Source organism: Escherichia sp. MOD1-EC6475, assembly GCF_003046645.1.
Lineage (GTDB): Bacteria > Pseudomonadota > Gammaproteobacteria > Enterobacterales > Enterobacteriaceae > Escherichia > Escherichia ruysiae.
Map to the genome: position 1 here is coordinate 1 of NZ_PZKQ01000017.1, position 17,898 is coordinate 17,898.

The following is a 17,898-nucleotide window of genomic DNA, read 5'->3' on the forward strand; positions in this document are numbered from 1 at the left end:
AAGTTGGCAGCATCACCCTGAGCTGGTTAATGCTGTGCACACACAAACAAGCAATTCCATTTGTAATGTGCCTCCCTGGCAGTTTCATCCGGAACCCGGATGAAAGTAAAAATGCATATGAGTTGCACTAAAAATGTGGCTCACATTGTTCCGTTATAATGCCTGAAGTAGATCACAGAATATATCTTCAGGGATCGCATATCTATTAAGTTACTCACTCTTTTCTATTTATGACATGCGAGAGTTTATGTAAATGTAAATGTTGCTCCCTGCTCCACTCCCTCGCAGCAGCGCGGCTAATACGTGTACGCGTACAAACAGCGAGGATGAGGCTGCATCAAAAGCAGGTGCTCCGTCATTAAAGTAGGCATTTTACCCTAAAACCCTTTTATTTATAAGGGTCATTGCGAATTATCTGATGCAAAGTTATGTTATGTTAGGCAAAGTAATCTTCTATTATTAATATGCACAACAAAGCCTTTTTGAATATTAAATAATAATTAATTAGCATCACCCGCATTCATTAATTCCTCTTAACAATAATTTCCCCCGTCATCACCTATACGACACATCGGCAATCACTACTCGTTAATTTTTCACTTATAACGAAAATATCATGAATGCTTTATGTTCGTGATTTCTTAAGCCGAAGAAATTTTACACATTTATCTATCAGACAAAAAAACCATACTCTGAATTGATATTCAGAATAAATCACTACCAAACATCACTTATTAAGTATATGCATCTTATTATTTTGCGATAATTAAGTTATTAACAGCACAATTCCTCTTTCTCTGCCAGCAAAATCTTGTTCTGCAGAACTTCAAAACGCCGCCTCGGGGGAGTACATTGTTCTAAGCTGACTTCCACGGCAGGGAGTGGCGATAACAGCAAAAAGGTCAAGATTCATGTCCCCCATTGAAAAATCCAGCAAATTAGAGAATGTCTGTTACGACATCCGTGGTCCGGTGCTGAAAGAAGCAAAACGCCTGGAAGAAGAAGGTAACAAGGTACTGAAACTGAACATCGGCAACCCAGCGCCGTTCGGTTTTGACGCACCCGATGAAATCCTGGTTGACGTGATACGCAACCTCCCGACAGCTCAGGGCTATTGCGATTCCAAAGGTCTTTACTCCGCGCGTAAAGCCATCATGCAGCACTACCAGGCTCGCGGTATGCGTGATGTTACCGTGGAAGATATTTACATTGGCAATGGTGTATCAGAGCTTATCGTTCAGGCAATGCAGGCATTGCTGAACAGTGGGGACGAAATGTTGGTTCCTGCGCCTGATTACCCTCTATGGACAGCGGCAGTTTCGCTCTCCGGCGGTAAAGCAGTGCACTATCTTTGCGATGAATCCTCTGACTGGTTCCCGGATCTTGATGACATTCGCGCCAAAATTACGCCACGCACGCGCGGCATTGTTATTATCAACCCGAACAACCCAACCGGCGCAGTATATTCCAAAGAACTTTTGATGGAGATTGTGGAGATTGCGCGTCAACATAATCTCATTATCTTCGCCGATGAAATTTACGACAAAATCCTCTATGACGACGCTGAGCATCACTCGATTGCGCCGTTAGCTCCTGACTTGCTGACTATTACCTTTAACGGACTGTCGAAAACGTATCGTGTTGCAGGCTTCCGTCAGGGCTGGATGGTACTGAACGGGCCGAAAAAACACGCCAAAGGCTACATCGAAGGTCTGGAAATGCTGGCCTCAATGCGACTGTGCGCTAACGTTCCCGCACAACACGCAATACAGACCGCACTCGGCGGCTATCAGAGCATCAGCGAGTTTATCATGCCGGGTGGACGTCTTTACGAGCAGCGTAATCGCGCCTGGGAATTGATTAACGACATTCCAGGTGTTTCCTGCGTGAAGCCGCGCGGCGCACTGTACATGTTCCCGAAAATCGACGCCAAACGCTTTAATATTCACGACGATCAGAAGATGGTACTGGATTTCCTGTTACAGGAAAAAGTTCTGCTGGTACAAGGAACTGCATTTAACTGGCCATGGCCGGATCACTTCCGCATTGTCACGCTGCCGCGTGTTGATGATATCGAACTGTCCTTGAGCAAGTTCGCTCGTTTCCTTTCCGGTTATCATCAGTTGTAATCTTAAATTCACTGCCGGAGATTGCATCCGGCAGTGTTATCCCTCCACAATGACCTCAGGATATCATCACTCGTAAGGTCACTATGAAACAGAGCCATTTTTTTGCCCACCTCTCCCGCCTGAAACTCATTAACCGCTGGCCGCTAATGCGCAACGTGCGGACGGAAAATGTGTCCGAACACAGTTTGCAGGTAGCGATGGTCGCCCATGCGCTGGCAGCCATCAAGAATCGCAAATTTGGCGGACAGGTGAATGCAGAACGCATCGCACTTCTGGCGATGTACCACGATGCCTCTGAAGTGCTCACGGGCGATCTCCCTACTCCGGTGAAATACTTCAACTCGCAAATCGCCCAGGAATATAAAGCCATTGAGAAAATCGCTCAGCAAAAACTTGTCGATATGGTTCCGGAGGAGCTGCGGGATATTTTTGCGCCATTAATCGATGAAAATGCGTATAGCGATGAAGAAAAGTCACTGGTTAAACAGGCGGATGCGCTGTGTGCATATCTGAAATGCCTGGAAGAACTCGCAGCCGGAAATAATGAATTTTTACTGGCAAAAACGCGACTGGAAGCGACGCTTGAAGCGCGCCGCAGCCAGGAGATGGACTACTTCATGGAGGTATTTGTTCCCAGCTTTCATCTTTCGCTCGATGAGATTAGCCAGGATTCACCGCTGTAAGCAGCCAGATACCAGCCGACACAGCCTGACAAGACGCGCCAGCGTCGCATCAGGCAATAAGCGACGGATGTGACATCAGGCTCTCGTCAAAATGGAAACAACATCGGGATCATCACCACACAAACCACCATCACGATAATGGTGAACGGTACTCCCAGCTTCACAAAGTCACTGAAGCTGTAATTCCCCGGGCCTAAAACCAGTGTGTTAACGGGTGAAGAAACTGGCGTCATAAAAGCGGCGGATGCAGCCATCGCCACGACCATTGCGAACGGATAAGGTGATACGCCCATTGTTTTTGCAGCAGCCAGTGCAATCGGAGCCATCAACACCGCCGTCGCGGTATTAGAGATAAATAACCCAATAACTGCCGACAAGACAAACAAACAGACCAGCATCATATGCGGCCCGTAACCGCCGCCGATGTCCATCAGCCCTTTCACCGCCAGCGCGACACCACCGGTTTTCTGTAATGCCACAGCAAACGGCATCATCCCAACGATCAAAATAATGCTCGGCCAGTGAATGGATTTATAGGCACTTTCGGCATCGATACAGCGGAATTTCCCCATCAGCAGGCAGGCAATGATAGCGGCAACAGGGTTAGGAATTTCATCGGTCAGCATTAACGCCACCATCAGCACCAGACAGAAAATGGCATGTGGCGCCTGGCTGTGTGCGGGTGATGCTTCACTCACTTCTTCCGGTAAATTCAGCGCCACAAAATCGCGGCCCTGTTTTGCCAGCATACCGATCAGTTTCCAGTTACCAACCACCAGAATAATATCGCCCAGCAGCAGAGGTTCATCCGCCAACGAACCTTCCAGCGCCACGCCATTGCGTTTCAGCCCCACGACATTCAGCCCGTAGCGGGTACGAAAGCCGATTTCGCGAACCGATTTACCAATAAGCTCTGACTCAGGAATTAATGAAATCTCTGCCATACCGACATCAAGAGCCTGATCGGAAAAATACTCGCCGCGCAAAACCATCGGCTCCAGTAATTGTTCACTGCAAAATTGCCGGAGATCGACGTCAGCCGCTGACATATCAATAAGCAAAACGTCACGCGCGCGAAATTCAGAAACCCCGTTCACATTCACAATAACACGACGAAAACGCCGCCAGCGTTCAACACCAATGACGTTTGCGCCATAGCGTTCACGCAATTTAAGGTCGTCCAGCCGTTGACCGATCATCGGCGAACCGGGGCGAATAGCCAGACGGCGCGCACGCCCGGTAAGACGGTATTCACGAATAAGATCGCGGAAGGTGCGACGCGTCCAGCCTTCGCGCTGCGGGGTCTGGGAATCCCCTTTCAGCATAAAACGCATCACCAGCATGTATAAGATGCCGAGTACCAATACGACCAGGCCGATAGGGGTTACGCTGAAGAAACTAAACCCGTGATAACCCTCGCGTAGCAGTTCGCTGTTCACCACCAGGTTAGGCGGCGTCGCCACCAGCGTCATCATGCCGCTAATCAGCCCGGCAAAACTTAGCGGCATCATCAGGCGCGATGGCGACGTTTGCATACGCATGGCAACGCTTAACACCACGGGAATAAAGATAGCGACGACGCCAGTTGAACTCATAAATGCGCCAAGACCCGCGACAGTTAACATCAGTAAAACCAGCATTTTGATTTCACTGTTGCCGGCCACTTTGACCAGCCATGTCCCCATCACGGTGGCAACGCCGGTACGGACTAAACCATCGCCAATAATAAACAGGGCGGCGATCAGCACAACGTTAGGATCGGAAAAGCCGGAAAAAACTTCGGGGACCGTCAGCGTTCCGCTTAATGCAAACGCGACAATAACAAACAAAGCGACCGCATCCATACGCACTCTGCCTGTTGCAAACAGGACTATGGCAACGGCCAGTAATGAGAGAACCCAGATCAATTCACCGTTCACAACTTATCCTTGTTAATTGAGGGGGATGGCTTGATTCTGCCACAAAAAAGCCCCGACGAGACGGGGCTAAATCATGATTAGGTGTTTCACGAAATAATAACATCGCCATTTGGCTGTTTGGTCACAGTAATTTGCTCCAGACTATGGAGAACCAAATCTACCTCATTCAGACGTGGGGTGTCTGCCGGTGCATTAACCGCAATAACATGGCATCCCGCTGCCAGGCCAGAAAGCACACCTGCGGGAGCGTCTTCCACCACCACGCATTCTTGTGGTGCAAGACCCAGCAGTTGCGCGCCTAACAGATACGCGTCGGGCTCTGGTTTCCCACGTTTCACCCGCTCCGCAGTAACAAATACTTCCGGTGCAGGAAGTCCGGCTACTTTGTGGCGCGCTCGTGCAACTGGCATTGAACCTGAAGTCACAATCGCCCATGGAATACCCGCTTTATTCAAATGATTGAGTAAGGCGATTGCCCCAGGAAGTGCAGAAATTCCTTCGGTTTCCGTAGCCTCAATTTGCTCCAGACGCGTAAACTCTGCAGCAATTTCCGCCTCCGATTTCCCCACCATAAAATGGCGCAGAGACGTTATTGCCTGTTTACCGTGAATAAAAGCCAGCACTTCTTCCGGCGTTAATCCATGGCGTCTCGCCCAGTTGCTCCACGCCCGCTCTACCGCAGGCAGGGAATCTACCAGCGTACCATCAAGATCAAACAGAAAACCTTTGCACCGCACGCAAGCCTCCTCAGGCGTTAATGATTTGATTAATTTCGTTTGTGCTCAGATGATACTGACGCGGGCAAGAATGCCAGACGTTCAACATGCGTTGGTATTTCTCCCACATTGGCGTCTGGGCATTAAAGCCGTGAGTCCCGGCATCAAAATGGGTGTAACGCCCTTCGACATTAACCATAAAGCGTACATAACCGAGATAACGTGCTTCGGTGGCAGCGTCGAAGCCGAGGAAAGTGACACGGCGTTCATCGATAGCTTGTTGATCCTGCAAATTAGACCAGGAGACATGCAGTGCGTGATACATCTCCATAATGTCGATGATAGTGCGGCAGGTTTCTTCTTTCAGCTCGCCAAACTCACGATCCAGTTCACGCATCTGCAATCCATAACCGCGTTCAATGATTGTTTGCAGACGACGATAACGTTCAGCATTTGCCGGATCGAGCATAGTCATCATTTTGTACTGGTTAGACAAAATAAGACGTTGCGCGTTGGTCATTTCCATTGTTGACTCCTGTATCACTTTACTACGGTGAAAAAAAAAGAAGGCCGATGTCTGCCTTCTTTTATATGCGTAATCAGGGGTCAATTACAAATCATCAAGGAAAGTTTTATCCAGTTGTTTGAAGGCGCGCTTAAGCGTGTCAGCTAATGCCTGATAATCAGGCTTGCCTTCTACGGGTGCTAATGCTTGCCCGGCCTCCTGCAATTTACCGCGAACCTCATAAAACCAACTCAGGATCGCTGGTGGTAATGGCGTAACAGAACGTTTGCCCAGCCACCATAGCCCCTGCATCGGCAAACTCAGGGCGAACAACGCAGTAGCAACAGCCGGCCCAAGCTGACCGCCTAGTGCAATTTGCCAGCAGAGAGTGAACACAGCAATCGGCGGCATAAAACGAATCGCATAGCGCGTCATCTTGATAACGCGATTTTCAACAAAGACCGGGGCAAGGCGTTTTTCCAGCGGCCACGTCTTTGAGTAATGCTGTCCCCGGCGAAACAAGCTAAAAAAATTAACAGAACGATTATCCGGCGTTGACATGCTTCACCTCAACTTCACATATAAAGATTCAAAAATTTGTGCAAATTCACAACTCAGCGGGACAACGTTCAAAACATTTTGTCTTCCATACCCACTATCAGGTATCCTTTAGCAGCCTGAAGGCCTAAGTAGTACATATTCATTGAGTCGTCAAATTCATATACATTATGCCATTGGCTGAAAATTACGCAAAATGGCATAGACTCAAGATATTTATTCCATCATGCAAAAAAAATTTGCAGTGCATGATGTTAATCATAAATGTCGGTGTCATCATGCGCTACGCTCTATGGCTCCCTGACGTTTTTTTAGCCACGTATCAATTATAGGTACTTCCATGTCGAGTAAGTTAGTACTGGTTCTGAACTGCGGTAGTTCTTCACTGAAATTTGCAATCATCGATGCTGTAAATGGTGAAGAGTACCTTTCTGGTTTAGCCGAATGTTTCCACCTGCCCGAAGCACGCATCAAATGGAAAATGGACGGCAATAAACAAGAAGCGGCTTTAGGTGCAGGCGCCGCTCACAGCGAAGCGCTCAACTTTATCGTTAATAATATTCTGGCACAAAAACCAGAACTTTCTGCGCAGCTGACCGCTATCGGTCACCGTATCGTACACGGCGGCGAGAAGTATACCAGCTCTGTAGTGATCGATGAGTCTGTTATTCAGGGTATCAAAGATGCGGCTTCTTTTGCACCGCTGCACAACCCGGCTCACCTGATCGGTATCGAAGAAGCTCTGAAATCTTTCCCGCAGCTGAAAGACAAAAACGTTGCGGTATTTGACACTGCGTTCCACCAGACTATGCCGGAAGAGTCTTACCTCTACGCTCTGCCGTACAACCTGTACAAAGAGCACGGCATCCGTCGTTACGGCGCGCACGGCACCAGCCACTTCTATGTAACCCAGGAAGCGGCAAAAATGCTGAACAAACCGGTAGAAGAGCTGAACATCATCACCTGCCACCTGGGCAACGGTGGTTCCGTTTCTGCTATCCGCAACGGTAAATGCGTTGACACCTCTATGGGTCTGACCCCGCTGGAAGGTCTGGTAATGGGTACTCGCTCTGGCGATATCGACCCGGCTATCATCTTCCACCTGCACGACACCCTGGGCATGAGCGTTGACGCAATCAACAAAATGCTGACCAAAGAGTCTGGCCTGCTGGGTCTGACCGAAGTCACCAGCGACTGCCGCTATGTTGAAAACAACTACGCGACTAAAGAAGACGCGAAGCGCGCAATGGACGTTTACTGCCACCGTCTGGCGAAATATATCGGTGCATACACTGCACTGATGGATGGTCGTCTGGACGCAGTTGTATTCACCGGTGGTATCGGTGAAAATGCCGCGATGGTTCGTGAACTGTCTCTGGGCAAACTGGGCGTGCTGGGCTTTGAAGTTGATCATGAACGCAACCTGGCTGCACGTTTCGGCAAATCTGGTTTCATCAACAAAGAAGGCACCCGCCCTGCTGTTGTGATCCCAACCAACGAAGAGCTGGTTATCGCGCAAGACGCCTGCCGCCTGACCGCCTGATTCCACACCGCCAGCCCTGCTGGCGGTGCTGTTTTGTAACCCGCCAAACCGGCGGTAACGAAAGAGGATAAACCGTGTCCCGTATTATTATGCTGATCCCTACCGGAACCAGCGTCGGTCTGACCAGCGTCAGTCTTGGCGTGATCCGTGCAATGGAACGCAAAGGCGTTCGTCTGAGCGTTTTCAAACCTATCGCTCAGCCGCGTACCGGTGGCGATGCGCCCGATCAGACAACGACTATTGTGCGTGCGAATTCTTCCACCACGACAGCCGCTGAACCGCTGAAAATGAGTTACGTTGAAGGTCTGCTTTCCAGCAATAAAAAAGATGTGCTGATGGAAGAGATCGTCGCGAACTACCACGCTAACACCAAAGACGCTGAAGTGGTTCTGGTTGAAGGTCTGGTCCCGACACGTAAGCACCAGTTTGCCCAGTCTCTGAACTACGAAATCGCCAAAACGCTGAATGCGGAAATCGTCTTCGTTATGTCTCAGGGCACTGACACCCCGGAACAGCTGAAAGAGCGTATCGAACTGACCCGCAACAGCTTCGGCGGTGCAAAAAACACCAATATCACCGGCGTTATCGTTAACAAACTGAACGCACCGGTTGATGAACAAGGGCGTACTCGCCCGGATCTGTCCGAGATTTTCGACGACTCTTCCAAAGCTAAAGTCAACAATGTTGATCCGGCGAAGCTGCAAGAATCCAGCCCGCTGCCGGTTCTCGGCGCTGTGCCGTGGAGCTTTGATCTGATCGCAACCCGTGCGATCGATATGGCGCGTCACCTGAATGCGACCATCATCAACGAAGGCGACATCAACACTCGCCGCGTTAAATCCGTAACTTTCTGCGCACGCAGCATTCCGCACATGCTGGAGCACTTCCGTGCCGGTTCTCTGCTGGTGACTTCCGCAGACCGTCCTGACGTGCTGGTTGCCGCTTGCCTGGCTGCAATGAACGGCGTAGAAATCGGTGCCCTGCTGCTGACTGGCGGCTACGAAATGGACGCGCGCATTTCTAAACTGTGCGAACGTGCTTTCGCTACCGGCCTGCCGGTATTTATGGTGAACACCAACACCTGGCAGACTTCTCTGAGCCTGCAGAGCTTCAACCTGGAAGTTCCGGTTGACGATCATGAGCGTATCGAGAAAGTTCAGGAATATGTTGCTAACTACATCAACGCTGACTGGATCGATTCTCTGACTGCCACTTCCGAGCGCAGCCGTCGCCTGTCTCCGCCAGCGTTCCGTTATCAGCTGACTGAACTGGCGCGCAAAGCGGGCAAACGTATCGTTCTGCCGGAAGGCGACGAACCGCGTACGGTTAAAGCAGCCGCTATCTGTGCTGAACGTGGTATCGCAACTTGCGTTCTGCTGGGTAATCCGGCAGAGATCAACCGCGTTGCAGCGTCTCAGGGCGTAGAACTGGGCGCAGGCATCGAAATCGTTGATCCAGAAGTGGTTCGCGAAAGCTATGTTGCTCGTCTGGTCGAACTGCGTAAGAACAAAGGTATGACCGAAACCGTTGCCCGCGAACAGCTGGAAGACAACGTGGTTCTCGGTACGCTGATGCTGGAACAGGATGAAGTTGACGGTCTGGTTTCCGGTGCTGTTCACACCACCGCAAACACCATCCGTCCGCCGCTGCAGCTGATCAAAACTGCACCGGGCAGCTCCCTGGTATCTTCCGTGTTCTTCATGCTGCTGCCGGAACAGGTTTACGTTTACGGTGACTGTGCGATCAACCCGGATCCGACCGCAGAACAGCTGGCAGAAATTGCGATTCAGTCCGCAGACTCCGCTGCGGCCTTCGGTATCGAACCGCGTGTTGCTATGCTCTCCTACTCCACCGGTACTTCTGGTGCAGGTAGCGACGTAGAAAAAGTTCGCGAAGCAACTCGTCTGGCGCAGGAAAAACGTCCTGACCTGATGATCGATGGTCCGCTGCAGTACGACGCTGCGGTAATGGCTGACGTTGCGAAATCTAAAGCACCGAACTCTCCGGTTGCAGGTCGCGCTACCGTGTTCATCTTCCCGGATCTGAACACCGGTAACACCACCTACAAAGCGGTACAGCGTTCTGCCGACCTGATCTCCATCGGGCCGATGCTGCAGGGTATGCGCAAGCCGGTTAACGACCTGTCCCGTGGCGCTCTGGTTGACGACATCGTCTACACCATCGCGCTGACTGCGATTCAGTCTGCACAACAGCAGCAGTAATCTCGTCATAATCCGCAGCCTTGCGCTGTGGATATCTGAACCGGAAATAGTCACTATTTCCGGTTTTTTATTCTCTTAATTTGCATTACTCCTTTCTGATTATCTTGCTTAACTGCGCTGCATCAATGAATTGCGCCATATCACTTTGCATACTTACCACTTTGTCTTGTGCAAGGGAAAATTTGCGCTATGTCCGCAATAACTGAATCCAAACCAACCAGAAGATGGGCAATGCCCGATACGCTGGTGATTATCTTTTTTGTCGCTATTTTAACCAGCCTCGCCACATGGGTTGTTCCGGTGGGGATGTTTGACAGTCAGGAAGTGCAGTACCAGGTTGATGGTCAGACGAAAACACGCAAAGTCGTAGACCCTCACTCATTTCGCATTCTGACCAACGAGGCCGGCGAACCTGAGTATCACCGCGTACAACTGTTCTCGACCGGAGATGAACGTCCAGGCCTGATGAACTTCCCGTTTGAAGGGTTAACCTCCGGCTCGAAATACGGGACAGCCGTTGGCATCATCATGTTTATGCTGGTGATTGGCGGTGCATTTGGCATCGTGATGCGTACAGGAACCATTGATAACGGCATCCTGGCGCTTATCCGCCATACTCGAGGGAATGAAATTCTCTTTATTCCTGCGTTGTTTATTCTCTTTTCGCTCGGTGGTGCGGTGTTCGGCATGGGGGAAGAGGCCGTCGCCTTTGCCATTATCATTGCCCCGCTAATGGTACGACTGGGTTATGACAGTATTACTACCGTCCTGGTGACCTATATCGCCACTCAAATCGGTTTTGCCAGCTCGTGGATGAACCCGTTCTGCGTAGTTGTCGCCCAGGGGATTGCTGGCGTTCCGGTGCTTTCCGGCTCCGGCCTGCGCATTGTGGTGTGGGTTATCGCCACTCTGATTGGCCTGATCTTTACCATGGTTTACGCCTCACGAGTGAAAAAGAATCCTCTGTTGTCACGCGTGCATGATTCCGATCGCTTCTTCCGTGAAAAGCAGGCTGACGTTGAACAACGTCCGTTTACCTTTGGTGACTGGCTGGTATTGATTGTCCTGACCGCCGTTATGATCTGGGTGATTTGGGGGGTGATCGTTAATGCCTGGTTTATTCCAGAAATCGCCAGCCAGTTCTTCACTATGGGGCTGGTGATTGGCATCATCGGCGTTGTCTTCCGTCTTAACGGCATGACGGTAAATACCATGGCTTCATCCTTTACCGAAGGCGCGCGCATGATGATCGCCCCTGCCCTGCTGGTGGGTTTCGCCAAAGGGATTTTGCTTCTGGTGGGTAACGGTGAAGCTGGTGAGGCCAGCGTGCTGAATACTATCCTCAACAGCATTGCCAATGCCATTAGCGGTCTGGATAACGCTGTCGCGGCCTGGTTTATGTTGCTCTTCCAGGCGGTATTCAATTTCTTCGTGACATCCGGTTCTGGTCAGGCTGCGCTAACCATGCCGTTACTGGCACCGCTTGGCGATCTGGTCGGTGTTAACCGTCAGGTTACCGTGCTGGCGTTCCAGTTTGGCGATGGCTTCAGTCACATCATTTACCCGACCTCGGCTTCGCTAATGGCGACGCTCGGCGTTTGCCGGGTGGACTTCCGTAACTGGCTGAAAGTGGGTGCGACACTGCTTGGACTGCTATTTATTATGTCCAGCGTCGTGGTGATCGGCGCTCAGTTAATGGGCTACCATTAAAAATGTTAAGAGCCGCAATTGCGGCTCTTTTTTCATTCTGCCGTTTCAGTCTCTACGGCTTCATTTTTGGCATTGCGCTTCATCCACAACGCCAGAGCTTTCAGCGAGTCTGGAGTAAACTCATCGCAACGTGCGGTGATTTCTTCCGGCGTTAGCCAGCAAACTTCACTGACTTCATCTTCCTGGAGGGCGAATGGACCGTGAGAGACACAACTGAACAGCGCGCCCCAGACACGGCAATTTTTATCTTCGAAATAGAACTGCCCGTGCTCGGCAAAGGGGACACCAGCAATGCCCAACTCTTCTTCCGCTTCGCGACGTGCGGATTCCAGCAGTTGCTCATCGGCCTGGACCACACCACCAGCGGTCGCATCTAACATGCCGGGTAAAAAGTCTTTTGTCTCGGTACGACGCTGCACAAGAATTTTGCCCATGCCATCATGCACGACGATATAAGTTGCACGATGACGCAGACACTGTGCCCGCATTTGTTCCCGGCTGGCTTGTGCAATGACTTCGTTCTCTTCATTGACAATATCCACCCATTCAGTACTTGCCAAACGACGCTGTTCCATTATCAGGAAACCTTCTTTTTCTGGCGCTCTTACGGCGCATTTTGAGTTGTGGAGTAAATTACGGATTAATCGCGATCTGCGCAATGATACTTTGATCATTGAGTGCGATTACGCTTAGTACGTCATCATCCAACATGCCATAGCTCGCCGGATAGCCGCCTTTCGGAATGCTTACCGAACCGGGGTTAAAGTGGAAAATTTCACCCCGCTGTTCCGCCACTGGTAGATGGGTATGACCGTACACCAGCACGTCGTTCTGGTTTAAAGCCGGCAGATTATCCGGGCCAAACAGATGACCATGCGTCAGAAACAGACGTTGCTTTTCCAGTAATACCTGTTGCCACGGTGCGGTTATAGGGAAGTGCAGCAGCATCTGATCCACTTCGCTATCGCAGTTGCCGCGCACGGCGATAACTTTATGCGCCACCTCATTCAGCCGTTCGGCTACTTTGGCTGGCGCATACCCTTCAGGCAGGGCGTTTCTCGGGCCATGATTCAGCACATCGCCAAGAATCACCAGCCACTGAGCTCCGCTCTGGGCAAACAAATCCAGAACACGTTCCGTCGCCGGTAACGACCCATGAATGTCCGATGCAAACATCAGTTTCATCACTCACTCCTCGTCGAAAAAACGTAAGCTATGATACTGGATTCTATCGCCTCTATCAGCCAGATTGCTTCGCCGAAAGTGCAATAAAAAGCTGAACTGAAGCCCGCTGCCACTGGAATGCTGCATAATCCACCAGACGTTCCGGCACCTCATCACCCTGTAATACCAGGCGGTTAATCATTAACGCCAAATCAGTATCTGCAATACACCACTCACCAAACAGATTCGGCTGGTCATGCGCCAGTAAATGTTCTGCCATCGCGAACAGTTTCTCTGCACTGGCCTTTCCCTCCACCGTTAATGGCGCTTTTTTCGCACCAGCAAAGACAACATCCGTCGGACGCTCTTCGCGGATGGGCATCAGATCGCTGCGTAGCCAGGCCTGAATCTGCCGTGCTCGCGCCCGATTTTGCAAATCAAGCGGATAAATGCGCTCCCAGGTCGGCGGCGCAAAACGATCCTCCAGATATTCTGCAATGGCAGAGGATTCACTTAACTCAAAATCATCAATTTGTAACAACGGCACGCGCCGTGTCTGTCTGTAACCTTGCCACGTCGGCCGCAAATGTTCACCGCTGTCGAGGTTGATGGTTTTTATATGAAAAGGCAGGCCTTTCTCCTGCAACGCCACCCAGGCGGATAACACATAAGGGGAGAAAAAATGGGCATCTGACCACAGCGTGATTGCAGGTTTACTCATTATGTCCTCAGCGATAAATGGGCTTGCTATCAAACTATAGAGCCTTTTTGTCACGGTTACTTGATGAAAACTTACACAAGTCGCTGCGCTTTCTATACTTGATGTGTTCAGATTATTAGATAACCGGAGCTGCAATGATCGATCTCTATTTCGCCCCAACGCCGAATGGTCACAAAATTACGTTGTTTCTCGAAGAGGCGGGACTGGATTATCGCTTAATCAAAGTTGACCTCGGTAAAGGTGGTCAGTTTCGCCCGGAGTTTTTGCGCATTTCGCCCAACAATAAAATTCCGGCGATTGTTGATCATGCCCCGACTGACGGCGGTGAACCATTAAGCCTCTTTGAGTCAGGTGCAATTTTGTTGTATCTGGCGGAAAAAACAGGGCTATTTTTAGGTCATGAACCGCGTGAGCGCGCCGCCACATTACAGTGGTTATTCTGGCAGGTTGGAGGCCTGGGGCCGATGCTCGGGCAAAATCACCATTTTAATCATGCAGCGCCACAGACTATTCCCTATGCAATTGAGCGTTATCAGGTTGAAACTCAGCGTCTGTATCATGTGCTGAATAAGCGCCTGGAAAACTCGCCCTGGCTGGGCGGTGAAAACTACAGCATTGCAGATATTGCCTGCTGGCCGTGGGTTAATGCCTGGACTCGCCAGCGAATTGATCTCGCAATGTATCCGGCAGTAAAAAACTGGTATGAACGAATCCGCTCACGTCCTGCTACCGGGCAGGCGCTACTAAAAGCACAAGTAAATGATGAGATTTCGAATAGTTAACAGAACCTGGTTCTCGTGTATTATTTAATCCTAAATAAAACAACGGAGAACCTGCAATGGCACAAACTGCCGCGATTATTCGTATAAAGAACCTTCGCTTACGTACATTTATCGGAATTAAAGACGAAGAGATTAACAACCGTCAGGATATCGTTATCAACGTGACGATCCATTACCCCGCTGATAAAGCGCGTACCAGCGAAGATATTAATGACGCGCTGAATTATCGTACCGTTACCAAAAACATCATTCAACACGTAGAGAATAACCGTTTCTCTTTGCTGGAGAAATTAACTCAGGATGTGCTCGATATCGCACGTGAACATCACTGGGTGACGTATGCTGAAGTGGAGATCGATAAACTTCACGCGCTGCGCTATGCCGATTCGGTATCCATGACCTTGAGCTGGCAGCGTTAACCGCTATATCGGGAGGCTGCATGAATATAGTGATCACCGGAGGGACAGGATTAATTGGTCGCCATTTAATCCCACGCTTGTTGGAACTGGGTCATCAGGTAACGGTGGTAACGCGTAACCCGCAGAAAGCCAGTTCCGTTCTCGGCTCCCGAGTGACACTATGGCAAGGGCTTGCCGATCAAAGCAACCTCAACAGCGTTGATGCAGTAATCAACCTGGCCGGAGAACCGATTGCTGATAAACGCTGGACTCGCGAGCAAAAAGATCGCCTCTGCCAAAGCCGCTGGAATATCACGCAAAAACTGGTGGATTTGATTAACGCCAGCGACACGCCGCCGTCAGTGCTCATTTCAGGCTCGGCGGCGGGATATTATGGTGACTTAGGTGAAGTCGTGGTCACTGAAGAAGAACCGCCACATAACGAATTTACCCATAAACTCTGCGCCCGTTGGGAGGAAATTGCCTGTCGGGCGCAAAGCGACAAAACACGAGTGTGCCTGCTGCGTACCGGCGTAGTACTGGCTTCGGATGGCGGTATCCTCGGCAAAATGCTGCCTCCGTTTCGCCTTGGCCTGGGCGGTCCGATAGGCTCCGGTCGGCAGTATCTGGCCTGGATTCATATTGATGATATGGTCAACGGTATTCTCTGGCTGCTGGATAACGAGCTGCGCGGGCCATTTAATATGGTCTCGCCATATCCGGTACACAATGAACAATTTGCCCATGCGCTTGGTCATGCGCTGCATCGCCCGGCGATTTTGCGCGTCCCTGCCACAGCTATTCGCTTGCTGATGGGGGAATCATCGGTTCTGGTATTGGGCGGACAACGCGCCTTGCCAAAACGGCTTGAAGAAGCGGGGTTCGCTTTTCGCTGGTACGATTTAGAAGAGGCGCTGGCGGATGTCGTTCGCTGATGTGGTTTACTGCAAACATCCGCCAGTTAATCCCAGTGTTACAGGATTAGTGGCTTTGCGCGATAAGATCGTCTGGCGAAAGTCTGGTCACCATCAGAACTAACTCTCTGTCTAACCCTCTCTCCAACATCTCCTGAGCAATACGCAGGGCTTCTTCGTGTTTGCCCTGCATTGCGCCTTCTTCACGTAATCTGTCAGCAATGGTCATCAGTTTCTCCTTTTCTTGTGGTGCGCGTTCCGTTATCTCACCAATAAATGCACGGAAACGCTGGGCATCCCCTGTTTGTAATACGTAATTAAACAGGGCTTTTAGCTGTCTGTCATTAGTGTTCCCTGTAACTAGCAGCGAAACAATTTGGTCGACTAATCCCAACAGATCGCGCTGACGAATATGTTTCTGAATTAACTCCAACAGCGCCATTTTGCGATGTTGCATAATCTCGTCATCCGGCACCACGGTAATATCCACCAACGGAAACGCTGATGAATATATTTTGCGGGCAATCGCAGGCTCGGCAAATTCATCAAGCCAGCAGAGTGAATATGGATAAGGGCTTCTGCAGCCATGATAAAACAGCATCGGGATCACCAATGGAAGCTCTTTATAGCCCGCATCAAGATGGTTTTGCATTGCCGCAATGGAATAACGCATCATGCGAAAAGCCATTAATTCTTCCGGCTTACTTTGGTGCTCTATCACTACATAAATATAACCCGCTCCCTCCTGCGTTTTCACAGACCACAAGAGGTCGGAATAATATTGCCGCAGGTCTTCATCAATAAAACTGTTTGGTTCCAGTTTAAGAGTCGTTAAATCACACAGTTTGCGCAGCGGCGCGGGAAGGTGAATATCAATAAAATCCCGCGCGGTGTCTGGATGGCGTAAAAAAGATTTAAATACCGCATCATGCGGCGTGGAAGTTGCCGATATTGTCATGGCGTTCCGTCACCCCTCAAATTTAAGATGACGCGACAATAACCACGATTAACACCCAATGCAGCAGGCAGTTTTTATCTTTGGACAGCGAATTCAGAAGTATTTTTAGCGGACTGCAACTTTTACATTTCAGCGGAAGCTGACTCGCAAATTCCCCCGGAAAATACTCCGGCAGCATTAGCCACCGGAGAGATAATTATTTCAGCGATCCCTTAAGGAACTGTTGCAGACGCGGACTTTGCGGGTTGCCGAATAACTGTTCTGGCGTACCCTCTTCTTCAATTTTCCCTTGATGAAGAAAAATTACATGCGTGGAGACGTGGCGGGCAAAGCCCATTTCGTGGGTCACTACCACCATGGTTTTCCCCTCTTCTGCCAGTTGCTGCATAATACGCAACACTTCGCCTACCAGTTCAGGGTCGAGCGCCGAGGTAGGTTCATCAAACAGTAAAACTTCCGGTTCCATCGCCAGCGCCCGCGCGATAGAAACACGCTGTTGCTGACCGCCGGAAAGATGCACCGGGTATTTACCCTGCGCACGTTCGTCTATCCCGACTTTCGCCAGATACTTCACCGCCCGCTCGCGCGCTTCCTGCTTGCTCAGGCCCAACACCTGAATCGGCGCTTCCATGACGTTTTCCAGTACCGTCATATGACTCCAGAGATTGAAGTGCTGGAACACCATGGTCAGGCGTGTGCGCAGTAAGCGCAGCTGATTTTTATCGGCGACTTTGAGTTGACCGTCTTTGTCACGCACCAGATTGATCGTCTGACCATTAACCACGATCGATCCTTCGCTCGGCTTTTCGAGGAAGTTAATGCATCGTAAAAAGGTACTTTTCCCCGATCCCGACGACCCGATGATGCTTATCACATCTCCGGCGTTCGCCTGCAGGGAAACCCCTTTCAGCACTTCATGTTCGCCGTAGCGTTTGTGCAAATCGATAACGTTTAATTTATTCTCGGACATCGTATT

At 50.3% G+C, this 17,898-nt stretch carries 17 protein-coding genes; 8 read left to right on the forward strand and 9 right to left on the reverse strand.

Annotated features, from left to right (window positions below; all coding sequences use genetic code 11):
* Positions 1-911 precede the first annotated feature (911 nt).
* Together alaA and yfbR are read left to right on the forward strand one after the other, a co-directional pair.
* On the forward strand, positions 912-2,129 hold the full coding sequence (gene alaA, locus A7589_RS05360) for an alanine transaminase AlaA (protein ID WP_000074519.1): 1,218 nt from the start codon (positions 912-914) through the stop codon (positions 2,127-2,129).
* 83 nt (positions 2,130-2,212) lie between these two features.
* Positions 2,213-2,812 (forward strand): 5'-deoxynucleotidase, encoded by a 600-nt coding sequence (gene yfbR, locus A7589_RS05365; RefSeq protein WP_000813872.1) that lies wholly within the window; start codon positions 2,213-2,215, stop codon positions 2,810-2,812.
* Positions 2,813-2,898: 86 nt separating this feature from the next.
* On the opposite strand, the gene A7589_RS05370 is transcribed toward yfbR, so the two are convergent.
* From A7589_RS05370 to yfbV, 4 genes are all read right to left on the reverse strand, one after another.
* Positions 2,899-4,731, reverse strand: a complete 1,833-nt coding sequence (locus A7589_RS05370) for an SLC13 family permease (protein WP_001012878.1) — start codon at positions 4,729-4,731, stop codon at positions 2,899-2,901.
* Between the two features lie 86 nt (positions 4,732-4,817).
* Positions 4,818-5,468, reverse strand: a complete 651-nt coding sequence (hxpA, locus tag A7589_RS05375; protein ID WP_001203423.1) for a hexitol phosphatase HxpA — start codon at positions 5,466-5,468, stop codon at positions 4,818-4,820.
* A 10-nt stretch (positions 5,469-5,478) separates the two neighbouring features.
* The gene (locus A7589_RS05380; protein ID WP_000426118.1) at positions 5,479-5,973 is read right to left on the reverse strand and encodes a YfbU family protein; all 495 of its coding nucleotides are present in this window, start codon (positions 5,971-5,973) and stop codon (positions 5,479-5,481) included.
* A gap of 84 nt (positions 5,974-6,057) precedes the next feature.
* Positions 6,058-6,513, reverse strand: coding sequence for a terminus macrodomain insulation protein YfbV (gene yfbV / locus A7589_RS05385; protein ID WP_000106629.1), 456 nt, complete (start codon positions 6,511-6,513; stop codon positions 6,058-6,060).
* A 337-nt stretch (positions 6,514-6,850) separates the two neighbouring features.
* On the opposite strand from yfbV, the gene ackA reads away from it, so the two are divergent.
* The 3 genes from ackA (at position 6,851) to yfcC (ending at position 11,985) form a co-directional block, all read left to right on the forward strand.
* Complete coding sequence (gene ackA / locus A7589_RS05390; RefSeq protein ID WP_108188758.1) at positions 6,851-8,053, forward strand: acetate kinase; 1,203 nt, start codon at positions 6,851-6,853, stop codon at positions 8,051-8,053.
* A gap of 74 nt (positions 8,054-8,127) precedes the next feature.
* Complete coding sequence (gene pta / locus A7589_RS05395) at positions 8,128-10,275, forward strand: phosphate acetyltransferase (RefSeq protein WP_000086701.1); 2,148 nt, start codon at positions 8,128-8,130, stop codon at positions 10,273-10,275.
* Positions 10,276-10,464: 189 nt separating this feature from the next.
* Positions 10,465-11,985, forward strand: a complete 1,521-nt coding sequence (gene yfcC / locus A7589_RS05400) for a putative basic amino acid antiporter YfcC (protein ID WP_001274483.1) — start codon at positions 10,465-10,467, stop codon at positions 11,983-11,985.
* A 32-nt stretch (positions 11,986-12,017) separates the two neighbouring features.
* Here the strand turns inward: yfcC and yfcD are convergent, their stop codons facing one another.
* From yfcD to yfcF, 3 genes are read right to left on the reverse strand one after another with little or no spacing between them, the layout of a single operon-like run.
* The gene (yfcD, locus tag A7589_RS05405) at positions 12,018-12,560 is read right to left on the reverse strand and encodes an NUDIX hydrolase YfcD (RefSeq protein WP_000437935.1); all 543 of its coding nucleotides are present in this window, start codon (positions 12,558-12,560) and stop codon (positions 12,018-12,020) included.
* Positions 12,561-12,618: 58 nt separating this feature from the next.
* Complete coding sequence (yfcE, locus tag A7589_RS05410; RefSeq protein ID WP_010351461.1) at positions 12,619-13,170, reverse strand: phosphodiesterase; 552 nt, start codon at positions 13,168-13,170, stop codon at positions 12,619-12,621.
* A gap of 55 nt (positions 13,171-13,225) precedes the next feature.
* Entirely contained in the window at positions 13,226-13,870 is a 645-nt protein-coding gene (gene yfcF, locus A7589_RS05415; protein ID WP_000042425.1) for a glutathione transferase, read from the reverse strand.
* A gap of 134 nt (positions 13,871-14,004) precedes the next feature.
* Here yfcF and yfcG point away from each other — a divergent pair, with 134 nt between their 5' ends.
* Genes yfcG through A7589_RS05430 form a run of 3 tightly spaced genes read left to right on the forward strand, consistent with a single transcriptional unit; the run spans position 14,005 to position 15,985 of the window.
* The gene (gene yfcG, locus A7589_RS05420; protein ID WP_000566492.1) at positions 14,005-14,652 is read left to right on the forward strand and encodes a GSH-dependent disulfide bond oxidoreductase; all 648 of its coding nucleotides are present in this window, start codon (positions 14,005-14,007) and stop codon (positions 14,650-14,652) included.
* Between the two features lie 56 nt (positions 14,653-14,708).
* On the forward strand, positions 14,709-15,071 hold the full coding sequence (gene folX, locus A7589_RS05425) for a dihydroneopterin triphosphate 2'-epimerase (protein ID WP_000079408.1): 363 nt from the start codon (positions 14,709-14,711) through the stop codon (positions 15,069-15,071).
* A gap of 20 nt (positions 15,072-15,091) precedes the next feature.
* Positions 15,092-15,985 (forward strand): TIGR01777 family oxidoreductase, encoded by an 894-nt coding sequence (locus A7589_RS05430; RefSeq protein ID WP_001028350.1) that lies wholly within the window; start codon positions 15,092-15,094, stop codon positions 15,983-15,985.
* Positions 15,986-16,031: 46 nt separating this feature from the next.
* Here A7589_RS05430 and rpnB read toward each other — a convergent pair whose 3' ends face one another.
* Positions 16,032-16,922 carry a recombination-promoting nuclease RpnB gene (gene rpnB / locus A7589_RS05435; RefSeq protein WP_000155640.1) on the reverse strand — a complete coding sequence of 297 codons (891 nt, stop codon included), beginning with the start codon at positions 16,920-16,922 and terminating at the stop codon, positions 16,032-16,034.
* Positions 16,923-17,118: 196 nt separating this feature from the next.
* Positions 17,119-17,892: a histidine ABC transporter ATP-binding protein HisP gene (gene hisP, locus A7589_RS05440; RefSeq protein WP_001293617.1), complete on the reverse strand. Its 774-nt coding sequence runs from the start codon at positions 17,890-17,892 to the stop codon at positions 17,119-17,121.
* Between the last annotated feature and the right edge of the window lie 6 nt (positions 17,893-17,898).

Coding starts and splice junctions, on each gene's coding strand:
- alaA (WP_000074519.1), top strand. CDS start 912: ATGTCCCCCATTGAAAAATCCAGCAAATTAGAGAATGTCTGTTACGAC.
- yfbR (WP_000813872.1), top strand. CDS start 2,213: ATGAAACAGAGCCATTTTTTTGCCCACCTCTCCCGCCTGAAACTCATT.
- A7589_RS05380 (WP_000426118.1), bottom strand. CDS start 5,973: ATGGAAATGACCAACGCGCAACGTCTTATTTTGTCTAACCAGTACAAA.
- yfbV (WP_000106629.1), bottom strand. CDS start 6,513: ATGTCAACGCCGGATAATCGTTCTGTTAATTTTTTTAGCTTGTTTCGC.
- ackA (WP_108188758.1), top strand. CDS start 6,851: ATGTCGAGTAAGTTAGTACTGGTTCTGAACTGCGGTAGTTCTTCACTG.
- yfcC (WP_001274483.1), top strand. CDS start 10,465: ATGTCCGCAATAACTGAATCCAAACCAACCAGAAGATGGGCAATGCCC.
- yfcD (WP_000437935.1), bottom strand. CDS start 12,560: ATGGAACAGCGTCGTTTGGCAAGTACTGAATGGGTGGATATTGTCAAT.
- yfcE (WP_010351461.1), bottom strand. CDS start 13,170: ATGAAACTGATGTTTGCATCGGACATTCATGGGTCGTTACCGGCGACG.
- yfcF (WP_000042425.1), bottom strand. CDS start 13,870: ATGAGTAAACCTGCAATCACGCTGTGGTCAGATGCCCATTTTTTCTCC.
- yfcG (WP_000566492.1), top strand. CDS start 14,005: ATGATCGATCTCTATTTCGCCCCAACGCCGAATGGTCACAAAATTACG.
- folX (WP_000079408.1), top strand. CDS start 14,709: ATGGCACAAACTGCCGCGATTATTCGTATAAAGAACCTTCGCTTACGT.
- A7589_RS05430 (WP_001028350.1), top strand. CDS start 15,092: ATGAATATAGTGATCACCGGAGGGACAGGATTAATTGGTCGCCATTTA.
- rpnB (WP_000155640.1), bottom strand. CDS start 16,922: ATGACAATATCGGCAACTTCCACGCCGCATGATGCGGTATTTAAATCT.
- hisP (WP_001293617.1), bottom strand. CDS start 17,892: ATGTCCGAGAATAAATTAAACGTTATCGATTTGCACAAACGCTACGGC.